General features: G+C 62.4%; 24 protein-coding genes. 15 read left to right on the forward strand and 9 right to left on the reverse strand.

The annotated features are described in order from the left end of the window. Positions 1 to 10: 10 nt before the first annotated feature. The 6 genes from CK227_RS15160 to CK227_RS15185 all read right to left on the reverse strand — a co-directional run bounded on the left by CK227_RS15160 (position 11) and on the right by CK227_RS15185 (position 5,715). Positions 11 to 1,060: a branched-chain amino acid ABC transporter permease gene (locus tag CK227_RS15160; protein WP_095774116.1), complete on the reverse strand. Its 1,050-nt coding sequence runs from the start codon at positions 1,058 to 1,060 to the stop codon at positions 11 to 13. Positions 1,061 to 1,063: 3 nt separating this feature from the next. Next, positions 1,064 to 1,960 carry a branched-chain amino acid ABC transporter permease gene (locus CK227_RS15165; protein WP_095774115.1) on the reverse strand — a complete coding sequence of 299 codons (897 nt, stop codon included), beginning with the start codon at positions 1,958 to 1,960 and terminating at the stop codon, positions 1,064 to 1,066. Further along, positions 1,960 to 2,862, reverse strand: a complete 903-nt coding sequence (locus tag CK227_RS15170) for an ABC transporter ATP-binding protein (RefSeq protein ID WP_095774114.1) — start codon at positions 2,860 to 2,862, stop codon at positions 1,960 to 1,962. Before CK227_RS15170 ends, CK227_RS15165 begins: the two co-directional genes overlap by 1 nt. Positions 2,863 to 2,916: 54 nt before the next feature. Further along, positions 2,917 to 4,017, reverse strand: a complete 1,101-nt coding sequence (gene sfnG / locus CK227_RS15175) for a dimethylsulfone monooxygenase SfnG (RefSeq protein WP_095774263.1) — start codon at positions 4,015 to 4,017, stop codon at positions 2,917 to 2,919. A gap of 25 nt (positions 4,018 to 4,042) precedes the next feature. After that, positions 4,043 to 4,612 carry an FMN reductase gene (gene msuE, locus CK227_RS15180; RefSeq protein ID WP_095774113.1) on the reverse strand — a complete coding sequence of 190 codons (570 nt, stop codon included), beginning with the start codon at positions 4,610 to 4,612 and terminating at the stop codon, positions 4,043 to 4,045. A gap of 227 nt (positions 4,613 to 4,839) precedes the next feature. After that, positions 4,840 to 5,715 carry a MurR/RpiR family transcriptional regulator gene (locus tag CK227_RS15185; RefSeq protein ID WP_245318185.1) on the reverse strand — a complete coding sequence of 292 codons (876 nt, stop codon included), beginning with the start codon at positions 5,713 to 5,715 and terminating at the stop codon, positions 4,840 to 4,842. Between the two features lie 275 nt (positions 5,716 to 5,990). Here CK227_RS15185 and CK227_RS15190 point away from each other — a divergent pair, with 275 nt between their 5' ends. Continuing rightward, positions 5,991 to 6,575, forward strand: coding sequence for a helix-turn-helix transcriptional regulator (locus CK227_RS15190; RefSeq protein ID WP_095774111.1), 585 nt, complete (start codon positions 5,991 to 5,993; stop codon positions 6,573 to 6,575). Further along, positions 6,568 to 7,800 carry a HipA domain-containing protein gene (locus CK227_RS15195; RefSeq protein WP_095774110.1) on the forward strand — a complete coding sequence of 411 codons (1,233 nt, stop codon included), beginning with the start codon at positions 6,568 to 6,570 and terminating at the stop codon, positions 7,798 to 7,800. Before CK227_RS15190 ends, CK227_RS15195 begins: the two co-directional genes overlap by 8 nt. Before the next feature lie 535 nt (positions 7,801 to 8,335). Here the strand turns inward: CK227_RS15195 and CK227_RS15200 are convergent. Genes CK227_RS15200 through madL form a run of 3 tightly spaced genes read right to left on the reverse strand, consistent with a single transcriptional unit; the run spans position 8,336 to position 10,242 of the window. After that, positions 8,336 to 9,019: a GntR family transcriptional regulator gene (locus CK227_RS15200; protein ID WP_095774109.1), complete on the reverse strand. Its 684-nt coding sequence runs from the start codon at positions 9,017 to 9,019 to the stop codon at positions 8,336 to 8,338. Positions 9,020 to 9,028: 9 nt separating this feature from the next. After that, on the reverse strand, positions 9,029 to 9,793 hold the full coding sequence (madM, locus tag CK227_RS15205) for a malonate transporter subunit MadM (protein WP_095774108.1): 765 nt from the start codon (positions 9,791 to 9,793) through the stop codon (positions 9,029 to 9,031). A 14-nt stretch (positions 9,794 to 9,807) separates the two neighbouring features. After that, complete coding sequence (gene madL / locus CK227_RS15210; RefSeq protein WP_095774107.1) at positions 9,808 to 10,242, reverse strand: malonate transporter subunit MadL; 435 nt, start codon at positions 10,240 to 10,242, stop codon at positions 9,808 to 9,810. 182 nt (positions 10,243 to 10,424) lie between these two features. Here madL and mdcA point away from each other — a divergent pair, with 182 nt between their 5' ends. The 13 genes from mdcA to CK227_RS37815 all read left to right on the forward strand — a co-directional run bounded on the left by mdcA (position 10,425) and on the right by CK227_RS37815 (position 23,643). Further along, on the forward strand, positions 10,425 to 12,071 hold the full coding sequence (mdcA, locus tag CK227_RS15215; protein WP_095774262.1) for a malonate decarboxylase subunit alpha: 1,647 nt from the start codon (positions 10,425 to 10,427) through the stop codon (positions 12,069 to 12,071). 12 nt (positions 12,072 to 12,083) lie between these two features. After that, entirely contained in the window at positions 12,084 to 12,401 is a 318-nt protein-coding gene (gene mdcC / locus CK227_RS15220) for a malonate decarboxylase acyl carrier protein (RefSeq protein WP_095774106.1), read from the forward strand. Next, entirely contained in the window at positions 12,398 to 13,345 is a 948-nt protein-coding gene (locus CK227_RS15225) for a biotin-independent malonate decarboxylase subunit beta (protein ID WP_095774105.1), read from the forward strand. Before mdcC ends, CK227_RS15225 begins: the two co-directional genes overlap by 4 nt. Next, on the forward strand, positions 13,332 to 14,060 hold the full coding sequence (gene mdcE / locus CK227_RS15230; RefSeq protein ID WP_095774104.1) for a biotin-independent malonate decarboxylase subunit gamma: 729 nt from the start codon (positions 13,332 to 13,334) through the stop codon (positions 14,058 to 14,060). The genes CK227_RS15225 and mdcE overlap by 14 nt, the downstream gene beginning before the upstream one ends. After that, positions 14,035 to 14,715 (forward strand): malonate decarboxylase holo-[acyl-carrier-protein] synthase, encoded by a 681-nt coding sequence (gene mdcG, locus CK227_RS15235; protein WP_095774103.1) that lies wholly within the window; start codon positions 14,035 to 14,037, stop codon positions 14,713 to 14,715. Before mdcE ends, mdcG begins: the two co-directional genes overlap by 26 nt. A gap of 20 nt (positions 14,716 to 14,735) precedes the next feature. Next, on the forward strand, positions 14,736 to 15,680 hold the full coding sequence (gene mdcB / locus CK227_RS15240; protein ID WP_095774261.1) for a triphosphoribosyl-dephospho-CoA synthase MdcB: 945 nt from the start codon (positions 14,736 to 14,738) through the stop codon (positions 15,678 to 15,680). Continuing rightward, positions 15,681 to 16,613 carry a malonate decarboxylase subunit epsilon gene (locus CK227_RS15245; protein WP_095774102.1) on the forward strand — a complete coding sequence of 311 codons (933 nt, stop codon included), beginning with the start codon at positions 15,681 to 15,683 and terminating at the stop codon, positions 16,611 to 16,613. A gap of 501 nt (positions 16,614 to 17,114) precedes the next feature. Then, positions 17,115 to 17,360, forward strand: coding sequence for a DUF3088 family protein (locus CK227_RS15250; RefSeq protein ID WP_348628970.1), 246 nt, complete (start codon positions 17,115 to 17,117; stop codon positions 17,358 to 17,360). Positions 17,361 to 17,545: 185 nt separating this feature from the next. After that, entirely contained in the window at positions 17,546 to 18,532 is a 987-nt protein-coding gene (locus CK227_RS15255; protein WP_095774101.1) for an MsnO8 family LLM class oxidoreductase, read from the forward strand. 26 nt (positions 18,533 to 18,558) lie between these two features. Continuing rightward, positions 18,559 to 19,905, forward strand: a complete 1,347-nt coding sequence (locus CK227_RS15260) for an LLM class flavin-dependent oxidoreductase (protein WP_095774100.1) — start codon at positions 18,559 to 18,561, stop codon at positions 19,903 to 19,905. Further along, positions 19,905 to 21,134 (forward strand): M20 aminoacylase family protein, encoded by a 1,230-nt coding sequence (locus CK227_RS15265; RefSeq protein ID WP_095774099.1) that lies wholly within the window; start codon positions 19,905 to 19,907, stop codon positions 21,132 to 21,134. Before CK227_RS15260 ends, CK227_RS15265 begins: the two co-directional genes overlap by 1 nt. Then, on the forward strand, positions 21,131 to 21,655 hold the full coding sequence (locus CK227_RS15270) for a GNAT family N-acetyltransferase (protein ID WP_095774098.1): 525 nt from the start codon (positions 21,131 to 21,133) through the stop codon (positions 21,653 to 21,655). The genes CK227_RS15265 and CK227_RS15270 overlap by 4 nt, the downstream gene beginning before the upstream one ends. Positions 21,656 to 21,840: 185 nt before the next feature. Beyond that, positions 21,841 to 23,643 carry an amino acid ABC transporter permease/ATP-binding protein gene (locus CK227_RS37815; RefSeq protein ID WP_095774097.1) on the forward strand — a complete coding sequence of 601 codons (1,803 nt, stop codon included), beginning with the start codon at positions 21,841 to 21,843 and terminating at the stop codon, positions 23,641 to 23,643. The last annotated feature ends 24 nt before the right edge of the window (positions 23,644 to 23,667 follow it).

The raw sequence follows: 23,667 nt of genomic DNA on the forward strand, positions 1-23,667 counted from the left end.
CGAGCGGCGCTCAGCTGGACCTTGAGCCGATCCGTCGTTTCAGGCGGTCGAAAAGGGCCGACAGCCCGTTCGGTTCCGCGATGAGGAAGATGATGATGAGCGCGCCGAGCGCGATGCGCTGGCTCATGTCGAGCACGCCTGAATCGAACAGGCCACCGAACACGAAGGCGCCGAGCCGGGACAGAAAGAGCGGAAAGACGACGATGAACGCCGCCCCCAGAAAGGCGCCGCGGATCGATGCCAGCCCGCCGATGATGATGATGAACAGGATCTGGAACGAGCGGTCGAGATTGAAACAGGCCGGCTCGACGGTGCGCAGATAGGTGAAGGCCCACAGCACGCCGGCGACGCCGATGATGAAGGACGAAATGGCGAACGCCAGCAGCTTGGTCCGCAGCACCGGGACGCCAATCACTCGCGCGGCGGTTTCGTTGTCACGCACGGCGATAAAGTTGCGGCCGGTGGCGCTGTTGACCAGCCGCCACACCAGCGCCGTTAGCACGAAGACCGTGGTGACCGACAGCAGGTAGCGGCCGGTCGCGCCGTCGAGCGAGATCCCGGCCACGGAAAGGCGTGGCGCGGAAATCACCCCGGACGGGTTGTCGTTGGAAAACCAGCCGAAATTGGTCAACGCCCATTGCACGAAAAACTGGGCGGCGAGCGTCGAGACCGCGAGATAGAAACCGCGCAGGCGCAGGCTCGGCAATCCGAACACGACGCCGATGCCGGCGGCCGAAATCCCGGCCAGGATCATGGTCGCGGCCAGCGGCAGTCCTTCGACCCGCAGGTTGAAATTGTAGGCAGCGAAGGCGCCCACCGCCATGAAGGCGGATGAACCCAGCGAAAGCTGGCCGCAATAGCCGGTGAGCAGATTGAGGCCAACCGCCGCCAGGCTGAGCGCCAGGAACGGCAGCAGGATCGCCTCGACCAGATAGCTCGAGGCATAGGCCGGGATCAGGCCGTAGGCGACGACGATCAGCACGGCTGGCAAAGCGAATTTCCGGATAATTTTCAGCCAGTCGATTGGAAACCTTGCGGCATCGAGCGCTTGCACGGCCATCGGTCAGACCCTTTCGACGGTTTTCTGGCCAAACAGGCCGGAGGGGCGCACCAGCAGCACCACCAGCGCCAGCGCATAGGCGAACCAGCCTTCGATGCCGCCGCCGACGAAGGGGCCGAGATAGACCTCGGCGAGTTTTTCGCTGGCGCCGATGATGAGGCCGCCGACGATGGCGCCAAGAATGGAATCGAAGCCGCCAAGCACCAGCACCGGCAGCGCCTTCAACACGATCAGCGACAGCGAGAACTGGACACCGAGGCGTGCACCCCACAGCAGTCCCGCGACCAACGCCACGAAACCGGCGGCCGACCACACGGTGCCCCAGATGCGGGGTAGCCGCAGCCCGACGGCAAGTGCGGCAAACTGGTCGTCGGCGACGGCGCGAAACGCCAGCCCGATGCGGGTCCAGTAGAAGAATGCGCTCAAGCCGGCGACCATCGCCGCGGCAATGCCGGCTGCCAGCAGATCGAACGACGAGATCAGGATGCCGCCGACCTCAAAGGGCGTGTCGTCGATACCGAGATCGAGCCCATGCACCTGCGTGCCCCAGATAAGCTGCGCGGCACCCTCGATGATGTAGGACAGGCCGAGCGTCGCCATGAACAGCGTCATCGGCGAGCGATTGACCAGCGGCCGCAATACGGTTCGCTCGATGGTGAAGCCGAGCGCGACCATAACCGCGAAGGTGATCAGCAGCGAAAGCGCGAAGGGCACGCCGCGCTCGACCAGGCTGACGAAGGTGAGTGCTGCAAACAGCACCATCGAGCCTTGCGCGAAGTTCAGCACCCCCGACGTCTTGTAGATCAGCACGAAGCCGATGGCGACGAGCGAGTACATGACGCCAGAGAGCAAGCCGCCAACCAGCACCTCGATGGTGAAGAGGAAATCATAGTAGCTCATCAGATGCCCTCGCCATCTTCGCCTTCGGCGGTGCCGAGATAGGCCCTGATCACCGCCGGATCGGCGCGCACCTCGGCCGGCGTGCCGTCGGCGATCTTGCGGCCGTAGTCGAGCACGGCGACGCGATCGGAGAGACCCATGACGACGCCGATGTCGTGCTCTATCAGGATGATGGTGACGCCGTGCCGGTCGCGCGCGGCGCGCACGAACCCGGCCATTTCGGCTTTTTCCGTCGCCGTCATGCCGGCCATCGGCTCGTCGAGCAGCAGCAGCTTCGGCTCGGCGACCAGGGCGCGCGCCAGCTCGACCCGCTTCTGCAGGCCGTAGGGCAAGGTGGCGACGAGGCGGTCGGCGACACCATCGAGGTGCAGGAAGGCGATTGTCTGGTCGACCTTTTCGGCGATCCCCGCATCTTCGCGCCGAGCGCGCGGCAGGCCCGCAATATGCTCGACGAAGCTGGCGCGCCTGGTGTGGACGCGGCCCGACGCAATGTTGTCGCGCACCGAAAGTCCGGGAAACAGCGCCAGGTTCTGGAAGGTGCGCGCGACCCCCAGCCGTGCCAGACGGCTCGCAGGCACTCTGGAGAATAACTGGCCGGCTATCGCGATCTTGCCGTGGTTGGCGTGATAGAGGCCGCTGATGATGTTGATCAGCGAGGATTTGCCAGCGCCGTTGGGACCGATTACGGCGCGGATTTCGCCGCTTTTGACCTCGAGGTCGACATCGCTCAGCGCCGTGACGCCGCCAAAGGAAATGCCAATCCCGCTCAGCGCCAGGATCGCATCCGGCCGTGACGAGAGGCATGCCGGGCGCGTGTCCCCGACGGGGTTAGATACCGCGAGGATGGCGGAAATTTCGGGCGCGCGCTCGTATGCGGCGGCTCCCAGCGAAGCAGCAAACATGAAACGTTCCTGATTTGAATGAGCACTGGCAGCGGCCCGAAGGCCGCGCCTGTCTTATTCCGCGGCGACAAGCTCCCTGTCGCGAGCCGCTTCCAGTTCGCGCACCAACGGGATGACGCGCTTGCCGAAGAACTCGACCTCTTCCTGGAAATGCAGGAAGCCAAGCAGGATCAGATTCGCGCCGGCATCCTTCAGCTTGAGGATGCGCTCGGCGATCTGTTCTGGCGTGCCGATGAGATTGCTGCGGAAGCCGTCATTGTATTGCACAAGATCCTCAAGCGACGACTTCGCCCAGTTGCCCTCGCCTTCGGGCGAGGCCTTGCCGGCGTTCTTGACCTGGTCGGCAAAGCCCTGCACCGCTTCGGGATTGGCCTTGGCGATGATCTCGTCCAGCACGGCGCGCGCTTCCGCCTCGGTTTCGCGAGCGATGGCAAAGGCGTTGACGCCGATCTTGACCTTGTGGCCATTGGCCTCCGCCTTGGCCTGGATGTCGTCGACCTGCTTCCTGATCTCTTCCGGCGTGTTGCCGTTGGTGAAATACCAGTCGGACACGCGTGATGCCATGTTGCGCGCGGCGCGTGACGAGCCACCCTGGAAGATCTCAGGCTGGGGATCGATCGGCTTCGGCTTCATCGAGTAGTTGGTGAAGCGATAGAAGTCGCCCTTCAGCGTGAAATTGTCCTCGGTCCAGATGCCGCGCAGCGCCCGGATGAATTCCTCCGAGCGGCGATAACGCTCGTCATGGTCGAGCCAGAGTTCGCCGATGGCGGCGAACTCGCCGCGGAACCAGCCGCTGACGACATTGACGGCGACGCGGCCATTGGTCAGGTGGTTGATGGTGGCGATCTGCTTGGCCGCCAGCGCCGGGTTCCACGGGCCAGGCAGGATCGCGGCGATGACCTTCAGCGTCGTGGTGGCGGCCAGCAGAGCGTGGCTGAACGACACGGATTCATGCTGGTTGTCGGCGCCGTAGCCGGCCGTGAAGCGAATCTGGCTCAGCGCATAGTCGAAGCCGTTGGCCTCGGCGATCTGGGCAAGTTTGCGGTTGTAGTCGATGTCCCAACCGGTCCGCTGCTCGATGTTGGAGATGACCAGTCCGCCGGAGACGTTCGGAACCCAGTATGCGAATTTGAGACTGTCGGAATGCGAGCTCATGTCGTGGCTTCCCCTTTTGATTGGCTCAGCCGGCGCGCGCGGCGACGGCAGTTTTTGCATGACTGGAGTTGAGCAAGGAGACCGCTTCGGTAGCGGCCCTTGAAATGCGTTCGCGTATCGCCTCGCCGACGATTTCGGCGCGGACAAAATCGTCGGGCGCGCCATAGATGCCTGTCGGTACGGTGACGGCGCCAAAGAAGCTGAACAGCGGCCTGAGCTGATGCTCGAGCACCAGGCCATGGTATGGACTTCCGCCGGTCGCCGCGAGAAGCACGGTCTTGCCGGCCAGCGCACGATAATCGACGAGGTCGAACAGATGTTTGAGGGCGCCGGTATAAGAAGCCCTGTAGACGGGCGTCCCGACCACGAGCAGGTCGGCCTTCTCGACGCGCTGGACGATCGCTTCGCCCGACGCGCCAAGCGCGCTGCGGGAAAGCCCGGCGAAAAGCGAAGGTGCCGCCTCGGTAATTTCGATCAGCCCGCTGTCTGAGGGCATACGCGATGCGATCGCCTTAATCAGCGCATTCACCACCGCCGTGGTGCGTGATGGCGTGCTGACGCCGCCGGATATTCCGAGAACCGATAGCGGTGCCAACTCGTCAATCTCCCAAGCCCTGCCTGCGCACTAGGCCACTTTCAAACCGGGGCAGACGATATTCGACAAAATCTATAGAGATAAGGAATTAGGTTTCGATTTTTCGGCTTAGAGGAGAAAAATGAGGTCCTGCCAATGATCGGTAGCAACATACACTGATGATGGCCGAGAGGGATCAAACGACTCGCATCATCCGTCGACGACAGGCAGCACTGCGTCCCACCGCCCTACTCCGCGGTAACCGTTGGGATACGGGGACTGACTGTATTGTTCTGAAGTCTGGCGGCCAATGCCACGGTGAGAGCCTGAGCAAGGCACATTGGAGCCGCCAGGGACCTGGAGAAGGTGTATTCGTGCTCAGGCACGGCGAAGAGAACACTTGCACTTTTGGCCAGCGGCGACAAAGTGCTGTCAGAGATCGCCACGATGGGTATGCCGCGCCTCGCCGCGTCTTCCACTATGTTCACCACCTCATTTGCATAGAAGCGGAACGACACGGCGAACAGGACATCGCTTTTTCGTATTGCACGCGCCATATGCGTCGCAAGCCCGCCGCCGGGATCGAGCAGAACGCAGCGCTTCCCCAGCATGGTCAATATATAGCGAAGAAGTTCAACGACTGGCGCAGAGCGCAACTGCCCCAGCAGATAGATGACGTCGGCTTTCTCGAGCAGCTTCACCGCTTCGGCCAATTTCTCGGCCGGAATATCCGTGAGCATCTCTCTTAGAGAGGCGATGTCCCGCACGACAAGGTCATGCAAAAATCCGGCTTCGCTGCAATCCTTGCGTCCCCCCAGTTCCGTCTCGAGCGCCTTGATGCGTGCTTCGAAGCCGGGGGCAGCGGTCGATAAGCGCTTCTGGAACAGGGTTTGAAGATCCTTGAACCCCTCATAGCCAAGCGCTTGGGCGAAACGCACAAAACTTGAGGCGTGTACGCCTGAGGTCTCACCGATCGAGTTTACGGATCGGACCGCAACATCATTGGGGTTTTGCGTAAGATAGACCGCTATCTTCTGGTATGACTTGCTCATTTCGTCGTACCGGTCGTGGATCACGCGAATGAGTTCCTCGTAGTCCCTGGGAGCTCTGATTTTCTCTTCCAAAATTCGCATCCTCGCAATTTTTGTTGCATGATGACGCCTTTGCGGTCCCTTTGCCAGCGGAGAATTGCCCGCCTGCGGCGAGCAGCACTGCCCCTCCATGCACCCTTGGGCTGTCCAATTCTCGCCTGCTAACTTTGCTGGACGAACTCGATCTATAATAGCATATCATGGTGGGGTACTGATATGTCTTTACATATCGCATTTGCAGATATCGGCTGTCAGTGATATAGTTATGCATATCATATTTGGACAATGATATATAGAGGCATATCAAAATGCTCTATTCGACGGACGAAATCCTTCAAACGCTGCGCAACGCCCGCGAGCAGAGTGGGCTGAGCCAACGCGACCTCAGCGCTCGCATTGGCGTTCCGCAAAGCCATATCTCGAAGATCGAAAGTGGGGGCACCGACCTCAGGCTATCGAGTCTGGTTGAGCTCGCACGAGCGCTCGACTACGAACTGGTCGTCGTTCCGCGCAAGGCTTTGGCAGTGGTCGAAGCCATCGTCAGCAACGCTTACGCAACACTCGACGGCGAAGACCGCCAGCGCTCCGTGGTTTTCCATCGCGCGCAGGCTGCCCTTGCAAGGCTGAACCGCGACCATCCCGACGCTGCCGAATTCGGGGGGCTCGATCAGACACTGCGCGAGCTTGCGAACTTTAGGCTAAGCAAAACCGATCTCGAGGCGATACGCGCAATCGCCGAAAGGCTGATGAAACTACCGGTCGGCCCCAGGGCAATCTCAGCCATCGATCTCGCCTCGCGGCAACTCAAATCACTGCGCAACAGGATCGCCCACGCGCTCCCCGATGTGCCCCGCCAAGCATACGGACTCGACGATGAGAACGAAGATGCCTGACGTTTCCATGCTCGATGTTCGCCTCTATGGCGAGAAGATCGCAACGCTCACGCTTATTCCGGGCGATCGTACGCTGTTTGCCTTCGACAAGGCCTACGTCGACAAACCCGAGCGGTCGACGCTTAGCCTGTCGTTTAAGGACCAGTTCGGGCAACTCCTGACCGAATTCCGACCCGTCAATGTCAGGGTTCCTCCGTTCTTTGCGAACCTCCTGCCGGAAGGGCCGCTGCGGACCTACCTTGCCGAACGGGCTGGCGTGAGCGAGAAGCGCGAATTCTTCCTGCTCTGGGTCCTCGGCCGCGACCTTCCAGGTGCGCTGACCATCTTGCCGGCGGACGCCGAAGCTTGGCCAGACCTGAGTGAGGAGGGCGACGCGGAATCACGCCGCGCGCGTCGGACCAATGCCCTGCGATTTTCGCTTGCGGGCGTGCAGTTGAAGTTCTCGGCGGTGAAGAACGTTGGAAAGGGCGGCGGGCTTACGATCCCGGCTGACGGCGTCGGCGGTTCGTGGATCGTCAAACTTCCCTCACAGCTTTACGACGGCGTCCCCGAAAACGAATTCTCGATGATGAGCCTCGCGGCCAGGCTCGGCATGGACGTGCCAGAGGTGCGACTCCTCGACATCGATGCGATCGACGGCCTTCCCGAGGGGATGCGTCGCATGAAGGGCCAGGCACTGGCCATCCGGCGTTTCGACCGCTCCGGCCACGGTCCGGTGCATATCGAGGATTTCGCCCAGGTGTTCGGCGTATGGCCCGATGACAAATACAAGCGCGCAAGCGCACGCAACATTGCGACCGTGCTTGGCATTGAAGCCGGAGACGATGGTGTCTCCGAGTTCATCCGCCGGCTCGTCTTCAACACGCTGATCGGCAATGCCGACATGCATCTCAAGAACTGGTCGGTGATCTATCCCGATCGGCGCACGGCGGCACTCGCTCCCGCCTATGATTTCGTGTCGACCATCGCCTACATCTCCGACGAGTTCGCAGCCATCAAATATGCCCGCACCAAGCGGATGCGCGAGTTCTCCCTCGACGAACTCCGCTACCTCGCGGCGAAGGCGCACCTGCCCCAGAAACTGGTTGTCGATACCGCGCTGGAGACGGTCACCCGATTCCGCGACGAATGGCCCGAGGCGAAGAAGACACTTCCCATCGCCCGCAACGTCGCCGAAGCGATTGACGCTCACCTGCAAAAACTCGCGCTGATCTCCGAGGCCTGAGCAATGGCCTTGCCGGGTCAGGTCCGCCGGAAGCAATATTACGGCCTTCGCTCGCTGAGCGCGGCTTCATTCTGGCGCCCAGCTCGGCGATTGACGGAACTGTTGAGCGCCCGCGCAGCCGTCGCAACACTTCGCGCGTCACCGCGACTTGCAGCCGGTCCGCCCAAGATCGATGTCGCTCATGAGAATTTCTCCCGAAAGGTGTTGTTGGCGCCAGCCCTCCCCGCACGGGAGTAAGCTGTCGGACACGGACAGAGGGCCAGCCCGCATTCACAAGTGGCAGCCCTCCCACGGGGGCACCGCTTGTCGGGACGGGTTTCTCATCCGCATCTCCGGCCGTCTTGCCCGTCGTGAGACAATCCGGCCGCTCCAGCCATAAACAAGACGCTCATTGTCTGGTTGTCTGGCGCTAACCGAGAGCAGTTGGCGCACAGGCTCGCGGGGGCACGTGTGCCTCTGTTCCGGGTCCACGTGGGGAGCGGCCCCGTCCCGCGACGTTGGCATCCGAGTTCGAACCTCTTCCCGCGTAGGTCGGTCAACCCTCCATGTGTGCCGCGATGTATCGGTCAAGCGCGCTGGCCGCGTTCAGCATATGCGCTCGCATGCGACGTGCAGCCTCCTCGCCATCACCACGCGATATGGCCTCTATTATCCCGTCATGCTCGTGGCGGGAACGGACGATACGATCGTCTTGCCGCAGCTGCGTCCTGCGGAAAGCGGTCAACCTGGTGCGAACAGCGATCGCTTGTTCGACCAGGAAGCCGTTATGTGTGGCGCGGTAGATGCTTTCGTGGAACTCAAGATTGAAAGCGTCATAGGCGTCATAGTCTCCGGCCTCGACCATGGCTTTTGAAGCATCATGCAGTCTGAGAAGGTGACTGCGCTCCAGCGGCGTCATGCGATAGGTCGCGAGACGCACGCACATCGCCTCGATCTCGGCCGACGTTTCGAACATATCCATGATACGCTCAGCCGTTACTCGTGTGACGACGGCTCCGCGGCGAGGGCGCATCTCCACAAGCCCACTCACGGCGAGTTGACGCAGAGCCTCGCGCACCGGGGTCCGCGAGGCTCCGAAGCGTTCAGCAAGTTGCTGTTCGTCGAGCGCTGTACCGGCTGCCAGCACACCGGCTGCGATTTCATCGGTTAGCGCATTGCGGATACGATCGGACAGCAGCGACCGTTCTTCACTCCCTTTTTCTTCAGTTGCCGGCAACATTGATATGTCTCAGCCTCCCGCAATTGCTCGGACGATCAGATAGAGGATGGAAGGGGCGACCAAACAACCCAAGCCCGTATGGAAGGTGGCCGTCAGTGCCCCGTACGGCACCAAGCGACGGTCGGTTGCGGCAAGCCCACCTGAAACGCCGCTGACGGTGCCCATCAGCCCGCCAAACACCATCGCAGAGCGGGGATTGTCAAGGCCGATCATCCTGGCGACCAAGGGCGTGCCGATCATCACCAAGACTGCCTTTAACACACCGGTCGCGATCGAAAGGGCTATGACCGTCGAGTTGGCGCCGAGTGCTGCGCCCGTGACCGGGCCCACGATATAGGTGACCGCCCCTGCCCCGATCGTTGTCAGTGAAACGGCGTCCTTGTAACCAAACGCGGCGGCCAGGACCACGCCGAGGGCGAACGGCAGGATTGTCCCCAATCCCAGTGCTATGGCACCGATCAGGCCCGCCTTGCGCGCCTGGACCACGTCAACTTCGAAGGCGGTCGCAACAATTGCAAAATCACGCAGCATGGCGCCTCCCATCAATCCGATGCCCGCCAGCATTGGCAGGTCGGCCAGCCCCTTTTCGCCGCCGGTGACGAGCCCGCCAGCAAAGGCTAGCAGAAGGCCGATGACGATCGCAATTGCCGAGCCGTGGATGCGCCCAAATGTGAGGTGCTTTGAGGCCGCGTGCGAGGCCCACATGATGAGGCCCACCGCAGCAAAGGCGACGAGCAGGCCGTTGGCGATGAAGATATGCGAGAGCTTGTCCATGGTGACCTCCCAACCTAACGGACATCGCCGGCGGCAACGCGCGCGGCTTCCTGCGCGATCGCTTCGCGCGCTTCGATTTCGTCCATCGTTTCGGCCGTTCCACCAAGCCGGCTGATGAGTGCAACTGCAGCAAAGCAGATCGCGACAGCTCCGCCACCGGCGAGCAGCACGAGGGGCCCGCCTTTAACCGCGGCGACAACATTCTGCTGGGCGGCCATTGCGACGACGATCGGAATGTAAATCGAACCCCAAAACTCGACGCCGAGCCTAAGCCCATGGCTGAAGTACCCATGGCGAACCAGCCAAAGACGCGCGGCAATCAATAAGAGCATGGCAATGCCAACGCCGCCAACATTGGCTTTGACACCGAGCACGGCTCCGAGGAGGTCGCCCAGATACCCGCCGAGCAAGGTGCAGATCGCAAGGAGCGCAACGCCGGAAATCGTCATTTCTGCCTCCCATATCGGCAATGGCAGGGACACGTTTTCCTGCACAAACAAAAATACATCATACCAAAAATCCTCCCAGTTGTATTTCTATAGCCACGGAATTGCTTGCCATGTATGCACAACTGCGATATTACGTCAATACCGCATACAATCGAGACCTGTCATCCCGCGGAGAGATCAAGATGAAAAACTGGGAAGGGCAGAAAGAAGCCCGGCAAGCCCGCATTGAGGCTGGATCACGCCACGCGCGCGGCAAGGCAGTTGCGGCCACGGATCTGTCCGATTTCCTGGAAGCAATCCTTCGTCCGGGCGACCGGGTCTGTCTGGAGGGTGACAATCAGAAGCAGGCCGACATTCTCGCTGGGGCTCTTGCTCATGCTGATCCCACGAAGATCTACGATCTCCACATGGTGCAATCGGGCGTGGTCCTTCCCGAGCACCTGGATGTGTTCGAGCGCGGCGTGGCGAAGCGATTGGACTACGCTTACTCGGGGCCCCAGTCGGCGCGGATCGCGCGAATGCTTTTTGGCGGAAAGATCGAGCTTGGGGCGGTCCACACCTATCTGGAGCTCTTTGCCCGCTATTTCATCGACCTCACCCCCAACGTCGCGCTGATCGCAGCCGTGAGCGCAGATGCCCAGGGCAATCTTTATACCGGCCCCAACACCGAAGACACGCCGACGGTCGTGGAGGCGACAAGTTTCAAGGGAGGCCTGGTCGTCGCGCAGGTGAAGGAGATTGTCGACAAGGTGCCGCGTGTCGATATTCCAGGCGACCAGGTCCATTTCGTCGTTCCGGTGGGCAAGCCTTTTTACGTCGAACCACTTTTCACCCGCGATCCGGCGGCCATCACCGAGACTCAGATCCTCACGGCGATGCTCGCGATCAAGGGCCTCTATGCCCCTTATGGCGTCCGCCGGCTCAATCACGGTATCGGTTTCAACACCGCCGCAATCGAGCTCCTGCTACCCACTTACGGCGAGAAGCTCGGCCTCAAGAGCAAAATTTGCACCCATTGGGCGCTCAACCCTCATCCGACCCTGATCCCGGCGATCGAAACCGGCTGGGTCGAACAGGTGCACTGTTTCGGGTCGGAGGTGGGAATGGAGGAGTACATCAGCGCGCGCTCCGACATTTTCTTTACCGGCTCCGACGGCTCGCTTCGCTCGAACCGCGCCTACTGCCAGACGGCGGGGCTTTATGCGTGCGACATGTTCATTGGCTCGACCCTGCAGATCGACCTTGAAGGACACAGCTCCACGGTGACGGCAAGCCGCATTGCCGGTTTCGGGGGCGCGCCAAACATGGGATCTGATCCGCGCGGGCGCCGACATCCGAGCGAGCCCTGGCTAAAGGCCGGCGCCGAGGCGGATCCCAACACGCCGGCCCATTTGCGACGCGGTCGCAAGCTCGTTGTTCAGATCGGCGAGACCTTCGGTGACAAGAACGTACCGCTCTTCGTCGAACGGCTGGAGGCGCTGACACTGGCCGAGAAACTGGATCTCGAACTCGCCCCGGTGATGGTCTACGGCGACGACGTGAGCCACATCGTCACCGAGGAGGGAATCGCCAATCTTCTGCTGTGCCGCGACAAGGACGAGCGTGAGCAGGCGATCCGTGGGGTAGCGGGCTATACCGAGGTGGGCCGCGGCCGGGATGCGAAGATGGTCCAGCGCCTGCGAGAGCGAGGCGTTATCCGTCGACCGGAAGATCTCGACATCGATCCGCTGGATGCGGACAGGAACCTGCTGGCAGCGCGGTCGATCAAGGATCTGGTTCGATGGTCCGGTGGCCTCTACGCGCCACCCTCCCAATTCCGCAACTGGTGAAAGGAAGCCGCGATGGAAACCTTGAGCTATCGTCTTACCACGCAGCAGCGGGCTGGCGGTTCGAAGTCGGTTGCCCTGCTTGGCGTGGTTGCCTCCGGCAATCTGGAGGTCCTGGTGGAGCGGGTGTTGCCAGATACGGAATGCCAGGTGGAGGTCAACACCGCGGCCGAAGGGTTCGGAGCGGTGTGGATGGCGGTTGTTGCCGATTTTGTCGAACGACGCTCCCCTGGTGGCCTGAAGCTCTCCATCAACGATGGGGGTGCGCGCCCCGATACCGTCGCCCTGCGACTTGCCCAAGCCGTCCGGCTGATCGAGGAAGATGATCGATGAACACTCCAAATCTACCGGTACGGCAGGTATCCCAAGTCGCAATCCGTGAGACGACGAGCTGGTATGAAGCTTCCGCGCGAGAGCGGATTCGATTGCTGGTCGATGCCGGCAGCTTTGAGGAGTTCATCGGACCGGAACAGCGCGAGACCAGCCCGCACCTGCGGGTATTCGATCTTCCCGAGCAGTTCGATGACGGCATCATCGTGGGGCGGGGCAAGATTGCAGGTGCATCCGTGTTCCTTGCCGCGCAGGAAGGTCGATTCATGGGCGGAGCGTTCGGCGAGGTTCACGGAGCCAAGTTCACCGGGCTTCTGCGTGCTGCGCGCGACATGAAGTCGATCCCTGTTCTCATTCTCTTCGACACAGGCGGTGTGCGCCTGCAGGAGGCCAATGCCGGCGAACTGGCCATTGCCGAAATCATGCGCGCGCTGATTGAGGCGCGGGCCGCGGGTGTGAAGGTTGTTGGTCTGATTGGCGGGCGGGCAGGTTGCTATGGTGGTGGTGGATTGATTGCCGGCTGTTGTTCGGCGCTAGCCATATCAGAGCAAGGCCGCATCAGCGTCTCTGGACCCGAGGTGATCGAGACCAACCGTGGGGTGGAGGAGTTCGACTCCAGGGATCGTGCGCTGGTGTGGCGCACGATGGGCGGCAAGCACCGGCGGTTGCTTGGCAGTGCCAGTGCCTTTGTCGACGACACGATAGCGAGCTTCCGCAATGTCGCACTCCATCTGATCACGTCAGCGCCGGGTTTCGATGTGAGCAGGCTGGAGGCCGAGCAGGCTGGCCTGGAGGAGCGCCTGGAACGCTTCGGCGCTTGCAGCGATGCCATGGATATCTGGAGGGCGATGGGGATTTCCCAGGCTGCAGCTGTCCCTGCAATGGATGCCCAGGACTTTATCGCCCTGATGAACAGCGATCGGGAGCAGCAACATGACGATCAATGAGATTCTCGCCTCGCTGTTTCCGCAGGGCTGTTCCGTCACGCATGATGGCGGTTTGCTGTGGGGATCCGGGTCGCTAGCGGGCGGTGGCCAAGTCGCAATGATCGGCATTACCGATCGAACGGCAATTGGCGTGGACGAGGCGATCCAGCTGTCGCGCTACGTCCTCAATGCCATCCTGGAAGACGGCGAAGGACCCATTCTGGTCCTGGTGGACAGTGACAGCCAACGGATGAGCAAGCGTGACGAGCTTCTGGGGTTGAACGAATTCTTGGCCCACCTCGCGAAATGCCTGATCTATGCTGACATGCGGGGCCGCCACACCATCGGCCTGCTTTACGGTCACACCGCAGCCGGCGCATTCATCGCGAGCGCACTGGCAACCCGGACCCTCGTGGCGCTGCCCGGCGCGGAGCCCGAGGTGATGGATCTGCCCTCCATGTCGAAGGTGACCAAACTCTCCCTCGACGTTCTCAAGGAAAAGGCCAAATCCACGCCGGTTTTCGCTCCAGGGTTGGAAAACCTGGCTCAGACGGGCGCGGTACATGCGACGTGGGACGACAAGACATCGCTGGCCGACCAGTTGCAGACCTTGCTCGATCACATGCAAAACAACAACGGCGATCAACGTGACCATCTCGGAAAAATGCGAAACGGACGCCCCAAGGCGGCCGACATCGCGGAGCTCGTGCATGACCACGCTCTCCGGTCACATTGATCTGAAGGTGCGCCGCCACGATCTTGTTTTCGTGTCACCGGTGGCGTGGCGTTCCCTGATGCATCGGCGTGATGATCTGGCGCAAGAACCGCTGCTGCCTGGATGGGTGGATCGCGGCTGGCCGCTTGTCGCGCGTCGCGCGATGCCCGCCGAAGAGGAGGGAGTGGCGCTGGGTTTGCCTTTGCCGCCATTTGCCGGCAAACGCCGGGTATCCGTTCTCATGCAACCCGAGGATATCGTTTCAACGGCACCTCCGCTTGAGCTGGGCGCCGCCCTTGGCGCCGCACCTGAACCATGGCGGCAGACACTCACGAACGTCGCGAGCCTGGCTTTCCGGCAAGGCATGGAGGCACGGATTTTCGGCAGTCTGTCTTGGCAAATGCTCACTGAATTGGATTATCTGACTGCGGACTCCGATCTCGACCTGCTCCTGCCGTTTTCTGGACAATGCAATCTCGCGCAGTTGACTGCCGACATCGCCCTTGTCGAGGCTGCGGCACCTATGCGCCTCGACGGCGAATTGGTGCGCGGGGATGGCGCGGCCGTGAATTGGCGCGAACTCCACACAGGCGCGCGCGAGGTGCTGGTCAAGACCATCCGAGGGGTCGTCTTGCTGGACGCGAACCACTTCATCAACGGTGGGCGTTTGCAATGACGATCATTGCGTCTGCGAGCATGCGTCAAAACTGCCTGACCGCTGTCAGACCGGGGGGCGTCCATGATGCGGAAGCCATCGCCGCCATCGCTACCCGCTGCCTGCTCGACGAATTGGAAACCTGGCCCAAGCCCGGCCTTGTCAGTCATCTCGACGCCGGCAGCCATTCGGACATGGACGCCGCTACGTTCCGCCGCAGCGCCACCGCAATCCAACCCTACTTCCACGCTCTGGCACAAGCGGGCTCCCTAGGCTGGGGCATGCCACGTCTCAAGATCATCGGTCTAGAAGCCGAAGCTGCCATGTTCGCCGCCACGGCAGGCATAAACACGCACCGAGGCGCCATCTTCGGATTGGGTTTGCTCTGCGCCGCTGCCGGCGCTGCGGCGAGCGGGCGAATCGATTGCGCAACGCCACTGGGAGTGGCCGTCGCACAGCTGTGGGGCCGCGACATTTTGGACGGGCCAGCGTTGCATGACAGCCATGGCGGCGGGGCGTTCAGGCGGTATGGAGCCGGCGGCGCCCGATCGGAGGCGGCGCAAGGGTTCCCGAGTGTCTACAGGGTCGGCTTGCCGGCGCTTCAGCGCGGCACCCTGCTCGCGCCTGGCGATGCGGAAGCGGCGCGCGTACAAGCCTGTTTTGCGCTGATTGCCATTTTGCAGGACACCAATCTGCTGCACCGCGGTGGCCTGTCCGGCCTCTCTTATGCCCAGCACGCTGCCCGCGGATTTCTTGATGACGGCGGCGTGGGGACGCCCGACTGGCGCCAGCGGGCCAATGTCGTACATCAGTCTTTCGTCACACGTCGACTAAGTCCGGGGGGGTCGGCGGATCTTCTCGCCATGAGCCTCTTCGCCCAGGCTTGCGAGGCGAAGGCCGCTTCATCGCGTATGCGAGATGACTGGAGCGCAATTCCTTCTTCGCGCACGCGGCTGCTTCGTTCTCTAACTGGTGAGGCACCCTGAATGACCTTGGCTGTTCTATGCTCCGGCCAGGGTCCGCAGCATCGGGAAATGTTCGCTTTGACCGGGAATACACCGGGAGCAGCAAACCTTTTCGCTCACGCTGCGGCACTGTGTGGCGGAAATGACCCGCGCACGATGGTCCAGACCGATACAGACGACGGCCTGCACCGCAACCGCGTCGGGCAGGTGCTGTGCACTCTTCAGTCACTGGCCGCAGCGTCGATCCTGCGCGATGTGTGGCCCCGCAGGCTCGTCATCGCAGGCTACAGCGTTGGCGAAGTGGCCGCCTGGGGTGTCGCGGGCTTGCTGGATGCTCTGGTCACCCTCGACCTTGCGGCGCAACGCGCGGACCTAATGGATGCGGCCAGCATGCCTGGGGATGGCTTGCTGTTTGTTCGCGGCTTGTCTCGCAGTGCTGTTGATCGCTTGTGCAGGCAACACGACATGGCGGTTGCCATCGTCAATCCAGGCGACGCCTATGTCCTCGGCGGTGCCGGCAACGCGTTGGATTCCCTGGCAGGTGAAGCAAACGCGATGGGCGCTGCGCGCGTTGTTCGCGTTGCGGTGAATATAGCCTCTCACACGCCGCGCTTGGCGGTCGCCTCGGCCGGATTCCGCAAGGCGTTGGAACACGCTCCTGTCAGCTCTGCGCCCGAAATCGGTGTGCGTCTGCTCAGCGGGATCGATGGCTCTTCTGTCGTTGACGTCGCGGTCGGCATGGACAAGTTGGCTCTGCAGATTTCCCACACCGTCCAATGGGCAGCGTGCCTGCAGGCTTGCGTGGAAGCCGGAGCAAGCACATTTCTTGAACTCGGGCCGGGCCGGGCGCTCAGCGAAATGGCTCGGAGCGCCTACCCCCACATACCCGCCCGGAGCCTAGACGACTTCAGGACGGTGGCGGGCGTCCGCACCTGGCTGGCGCACCTCTCCTGACGAATTGCAACTCCCGGTGCGGGACGGACCCTGAAGCCTTGGTCGATCGCTCGAAGCTCGGAATAGTCTCAACTGCCCCGCTGCAGCAAAGCCTCCAAGACGAGATCGATATCGACGAATACTTCCCCGTTGATCGGATTCTTGCCTGGTCTGCGAAATCAGCTTCCAGAGACCGAGGTCAATAGCCGCACGAACCACCCACATCCGGGAACATCCACTGGTCGACCGCATCGACCTCGGCAGCAACTGGGTTCGGAGCAAAAGCCGTTCAAGAGACAATTATTGCTTCACAAGGCACGCGCTTTGAAATGCCTGCCTTCGGCTGGGTCCCGCCGATGCAAGTAAGCTTCGGCGTCCGAAACCTCCTCGAAGTGGAAATGCCGTTGCCATCCGCCAATTCAGAAAAACCCGCCCTGTTCCTGCTCTCCCCGGATTTCGAAGACGCCAAATTTCCGGGGCAGCGATTCTTCTGCCGCCACTCCGCCCTGGGTGGAAGGCGTGTTGACCTCGTTTCCCAGGCTTGGCGATGCGATCGACATCAGACGGATCGCCTTCCCCCGGCCGCGCGCCGACGTGGTGGAGCTTATCGGCGAAGCCAATCAGGCGCTTCCCGTGCTGGTGCTGCCGACCGGTGAAACCTCGCCTCACGCATCCGGCGAGGCCAACGGCCGTCAGTTCGTTTCCGGCGCCGAGCGGATCATCGATGCACTGGTCGGACGCGACCTCATCCCGCCGCCCCACCCATGAACCGGAACCATGATGCGAAACCCGCTCACAGGCCGGACATTCCAAAGCCGGCGCCCGATGAGAAAGGGTTTTTCCCTCAACGGCTGAAACTCGGCATATAGTCTATAAAATCTATAGACTATATGCATTACGATCTGCACCCAAGACGTTCATGGCCCACACGGGCCGCCGAAGGTGGAGATCCCATGGCCTATGCGCTCAGCCTCCTCGACAAGAGCCCGCTCGCCCATGGAGAAAGCGCGACGGATGCGCTGAAACGAACCGTGGCGCTGGCACAGCTTGCCGAACGGCTCGGCTACCGCAGGTTCTGGGTGGCCGAGCACCACAATGTGCCGGATCTCGCGAGTTCCTCGCCGGAAGTGCTGATCGCCTACCTGCTCGCCCACACCAGCCGGATCCGCATCGGCTCCGGCGGCGTCATGCTCCAGCACTACAGCCCCTACAAGGTCGCCGAGAATTTTCATCTGCTTGGGGCGCTGGCGCCGGGCCGCGTCGATCTCGGCATCGGCAAGGCGCCCGGTGGGCTGCCATTGTCGACACGCGCCCTGCAAGGCAGAAGTGACCCGTCGCACAGCCGGGATTTCGGCGAGCAGATCGCCGAGCTTGGCGCCTATCTCGACGGCGCTGGCCCGGTCGAAGGGCTGAGCGCCACGCCGCGTCCGCCGGTCGCCCCGCAGCGCTTCCTGCTCGGCGCCAGCGTCGAGAGCGCGCTGCTCGCTGCTGCGCATCAATGGGAGTTCGTGTTCGCCCGCCATCTCAATGGCGACGATGCCCTGCTCGATGACACCGTCGCGGCCTATCGGGCGCAGACCGGCCGCGCGCCGATCATAGCTGTCTCGGTCATCGTCTCCGAATATGCCGGCGAGGCCGAGGCGCAGGCCGACAAGATCAAGCTGTTCAAGGTGCATGTCCCCGGCGCCCAGAGCGTCACCGTTGGCAGCGAGGAACAAGCAAAGGACTATGCGCGCCAACTGGGCTCGGCCGAATACCGCATCGCGCCCAAGCAGCAGAGCGTGATCGCCGGAACGCCGGACCAGGTCCGCTCCGAACTCGACCGCCTGCATGCGCGCTCCGGCACCAGCGAATTCATCGTCGAGCCGGCCGTCGGCGGCCTATGGCGCCTTGCCACCGCCGAGATGCTGGTGCGTGAGCGGCCGGCGGCCGCGGCCTGAGCAAACAGATCAAGGAGCTTGCCGTCATGAGCAATCAGCAAATTCCCTTCGGCATCATGCTGCAAGGCCCGGGCGGGCACATGAACGCCTGGAAGCATCCGAGCGTGCCTTCTGATGCCAGCACCAATTTCGACTACTACGTGCGCATCGCTCAGCAGGCGGAAGCGGCAGGCATTGCCTTCGCCTTCGTCGCCGACGGGCTCTACATCAACGAACAGTCTATCCCGCATTTCCTCAACCGCTTCGAGCCGATCGTGCTTTTGTCGGCACTGGCGGTGGCGACAAAGAGCATCGGCCTCGTCGGCACGTTATCGACCTCCTACAGCGATCCGTTCACCGTGGCGCGGCAGTTCGGATCGATCGACGCTGTCAGCGGCGGCCGCGCCGGCTGGAATGCGGTGACCTCGCCGCTCGAAGGTTCGGCGAAGAATTACGGCCGCGACAAGCATCCCGAACACGCGTTGCGCTACGAGATCGCCGCCGAGCATATCGAGATCGTCAAGGGCCTGTGGGATTCCTGGGACGACGACGCTTTCGTGCGCGACCGGCAGGTCGGCCGCTATGCCGATTTCTCCAGGATGCACCGGCTGAATTTCAAGGGTCGGTTCCATTCGGCCGAAGGGCCGCTCAATCTCGGCCGCTCCGCGCAGGGGCAACCTGTGCTGTTCCAGGCCGGTGGCTCCGATGACGGCATCTCGCTCGGCGGCCAGCATGCCGATGCCGTCTTCGCCAACGCCGCCGCCTTCGAGGAAAACCGCGAGCTGTCGCGCCGGCTCAAGGAAAGCGCGGTCGCGCACGGCCGCTCGGCCGACCACATCAAGATCTTCCCCGGTATCGCTCCGATCGTCGGCTCGACGCAAGAGGAGGCCGAGCGCAAGTACCGCGAGATACGCGACCTCGTCAGTGTTCATGAGGCGCTGCTCTATCTCGGCCGTTTCTTCGACCACCACGATTTCACTGCCTATCCGGTCGACGATCCGTTCCCCGAGTTGGGCGACATCGGCAAAAACAATTTCCGCTCCACAACCGATCGCATCAAGCGCGTCGCCAGGGAAAAGAAGCTCACGCTGCGCGAGGTCGCACTAGACGCGGCAACGTCGCGCAGCGAATTCATCGGCACGCCCGAAAAAATCGCCGACCGGCTGATCCGCTGGGTGGACGGTGGAGCCGCCGACGGTTTCGTGTTGGGCTTCCAGGTCATCCCGTCCGGTCTCGACGATTTCGAAGCCCATGTGCTGCCCATCCTGGAGAAGCGCGGCCGCCACGCGTGCAGCCAGATCGGCACGACGCTGCGAGACCATCTTGGCCTGCCCTTCAAGGATAGCCGCTATGCCCAGGCTCCCGCGACGCCAGCCACCGAGGAAGCCGCCTGATGACTTTTCAGGCACCTCCGCTCTCGATCACAACCGAAGCGGCAATCCTCGACCACGCACACGAATTCGTCGCGCTGCGCCGCAAGCTGCACAGCGAGCCGGAGCTGGCCTACAAGGAGAAGAAGACCAGCGCGCTGGTCGCGGCGCGCCTGCGGTCCTGGGGCTACGAGGTCACTGAGAACATCGGCGGCACCGGCGTGGTCGGCACGCTGCGCAACGGGCTTGGTGAAAAGAGCATCGGCATCCGCGCCGACATGGACGCCTTGCCGATCGTCGAGGCGACCGGCCTGCCCTATGCCAGCACCAATCCGGGCGTGATGCATGCCTGCGGGCATGATGGGCACACGGCGATCCTGCTGGCCGCCGCGCGCCATCTTGCCGAGACGCGGGATTTTTCGGGCACGCTGCGCCTGATCTTCCAGCCCGCCGAAGAAGGCGGCGCCGGCGCCAAGGCGATGATCGCCGACGGGCTGTTCGAGCGCTTCCCAGTCGACGCCGTCTTCGGCCTGCACAATTGGCCAGGCGTGCCGGCGGGCCAATTTGCCTTCCTCAGCGGCCCGGCCATGGCTTCCGTCGATCTCGCCATCATTCGCATCGTCGGCAAGGGCGGCCATGGCGCCAGGCCCAGCCACGCCGTCGACCCCATTGTGGCCGCCGCCTCGCTGGTGATGGCGCTGCAGACGATCGTGTCGCGCAATGTCAACCCGCTGGAGACGGCGGTGGTCACCGTCGGCACGATCAATGGCGGCATCGCCGCCAACGTCATCCCCGACAGCGTCGAGCTCAAAATCACCATCCGGACCTTCAGCAAGACGGTGCGCGAGCAGATCCGGACGCGCATCATCGCGCTCGCAGAGGCACAGGCGCAAAGCTACGGCGCAACCGCCGAGGTCACCTATCCGCGCGGCTATCCGGCGCTCGTCAACCACCCGGAAGAGACCGAGTTTGCCCGCCAGGTGGCGCTCCGGCATTTCGGCACCGAGCGGATCGAAACAAACTTCTCGCTGATCACCGCCAGCGAGGATTTCGCCTTCATGCTCGAGGCGCGGCCGGGCAGCTATCTCTTCGTCGGCAATGGCGACAGCGCCGACCTGCACAGCCCCGACTACGACTTCAACGACGACATCCTGCCTGACGCCGCGCGCTACTGGGTGGCATTGGTCCAGGACTATCTCGCCGCGAACGCGGCTCCGCGGACAAGCGAGCCGGCAACAGGGCCCACGCCATGACAGACAGCTTTCTCTACACGACACCGCTCGATCCGCGCGCAGCCCCACTTATCGAAGCGCTGACCTGGGAATACACGACGCGCTACGGCGACCATTTCGGCGAACCGGGCGAAGAGATGCGCCGCTATCCCGCCGAGCTGTTCGCACCCCCCAATGGAAATTTCCTGCTGTTGACACGCAACGGCGCGGCGATCGCCGGTGGCGCCTTCAAGCGCTATGACGAGCGCACCGCCGAGCTCAAGCGCGTCTGGACCCATATCGATCTGCGACGCCAGGGCCTTGCGCGCAAGGTGCTCGCCGAACTGGAGCTGCAGGCGGCGCGCCAAGGCTATACGAGGCTCTATCTGACCACGGGCTTCCGCCAGCCGGAGGCCGCCGGCCTATATCTCAACGATGGCTACACCGCCCTGTTCGACACCGCCGTCGACCCGGAAATCCACGGCACCCTACCCTTCGAAAAGGACATCAGCGCCCTGACCCTGGAATTCGGGCCGAGCGCGCTCGAACGCAAGGCAAGCTGATCCATCGATCAGGCACGTACACACGCCCACGAACCCTGAATAAGATAGATGATTTAACTCCTGAATTCTAAAAATATAAAAAGCAATGTCGTGTAATTCATCTTGATATCAATAGGGTCATCTAAGTTTACTTATACACATAAATTACCTGCTCGAAATACTACCCCGTTGGAGCGAGAGTGACCATGACAATGACGGCCGACATAGGCGAGGTAGCCTCCCCCAGAAATGTACCATTCACCTCCGACCGTCAGGGGTACAGGGTAGTGCCGGCGAAGCACCCCTGGCGCGTGGTCGGCACCGTCGTCGCCGTCGTGGTCATCTTCTTCACGCTGCAGTCGATCATGACCAATCCGAGATGGGGCTGGGATGTCTTTGCCCGTTTCTTCCTCTCCGAACCCGTGCTGGTCGGCCTTGGCCGAACGCTGCTCTTGACCGTGCTCGCCTCCGGGCTTGGCTTTTTCCTCGGGACATTGCTCGCTTTCGCCCGCGTGTCCGCCTCGCCGCTGCTGTCGGGCGTGTCGTGGGCCTATATCTGGCTCTTGCGCTCCATCCCGCTGATCGTGCTTTTGCTCGTCCTCAACAATCTCGGCTATCTCTATCCGACCATCAATGTCGGCGTACCATTCACCGGCCTTTTGTTTGCGCAATACAACACCGTCGAGGTGTTCAGTCCGTTCTGGGTGGCAGTGGTCGGGTTGAGCCTCAACCAGGCCGCCTTCTCGGCCGAGATCATCCGCGGCGGCATTCTCTCGGTCGACCAGGGCCAGCACGAGGCGGCGGCCGCACTCGGTCTGTCGCGGCGCCGGCAGGCACTGGGCATCGTGCTGCCGCAAGCCATGCGCGCCATCCTGCCCAGTGGCTTCAACGAGATCATCGGCTTGGCCAAATCGACCTCGATGGTCTACGTGCTCGCTCTGCCCGAGCTCTTCTACACCGTCCAGGTCATCTACAAGCGCAACCTGGAAGTGATCCCACTCCTGATGGTGGCGACCATCTGGTACCTGATCATCATGAGCGTGCTGTCGATCATCCAGCTCGGCATCGAGCGGCGGTTTTCGCGCGGCGCCGTGCGCACGCCGTCCGGCCCTCTCCTGCCCAGCCTCTTTGCCTTCTTGTCCGGCCGCCGCTCGGTACGGGTGGCCACTCCGGCGCCCTTTGTCCCACCGCCTTCGACCGCCGTTCGCAAGCCACTGGTAACCGCTGGCGAGAAACTGGCGCGGCAAGGTGTCGGGCGCATCGCAATTCGCGACGTCTCCAAGAGCTTCGGCGCACTGACGGTCCTCGACGGCGTCGATCTCGACCTGGCGCCCGGCTCGGTGACGGCGATCATCGGCCCGTCCGGCGCCGGCAAGTCGACGCTGCTGCGCACCATCAACCATCTTGAGCGCACCGACACCGGGTTCGTGACCATCGACGACGAGCTGGTCGGCTACCATCGCGACGGGCATACGCTCTACGAACTCAAGGAAGCGGCCATCCGCCAGCGTCGCGCCGCAATCGGCATGGTGTTCCAGAACTTCAACCTGTTCCCGCATCTGACCGTGATTGAAAACATCATCGAAGCGCCGGTCTCGGTGCAGGGTGTTGCACGCGCCGAGGCGATAGCGCTGGCAAAGGATCTGCTCACCCGCATCGGCCTGCCGGAGAAGGCCGACGCCTATCCGCGGCATCTGTCCGGCGGCCAGCAGCAGCGCGTCGCGATCGCCAGGGCGCTGGCGCTGAAGCCGAAGGTGCTGCTCTTCGACGAGCCGACTTCGGCGCTCGATCCCGAGCTCGTTGGCGAAGTGCTCGATGTCATCAAGGAGCTGGCGACCTCCGGTACGACAATGGTGATCGTCACCCACGAGATCGGCTTTGCCCGCGAGGTCGCCGACACCATCGTCTTCATGGAAGGCGGCAAGATCCTCGAGGTCGGGACGCCGTCCAGCGTCTTCACCACGCCCGCCCACCAACGCACGCGCGAGTTCCTCGCCAAGGTTCTCTAGCGACCGGAATTTCAGGGAAAACGC

The sequence above is a fragment of the Mesorhizobium sp. WSM4308 genome, from assembly GCF_002294905.1.
Classification (GTDB): domain Bacteria; phylum Pseudomonadota; class Alphaproteobacteria; order Rhizobiales; family Rhizobiaceae; genus Mesorhizobium.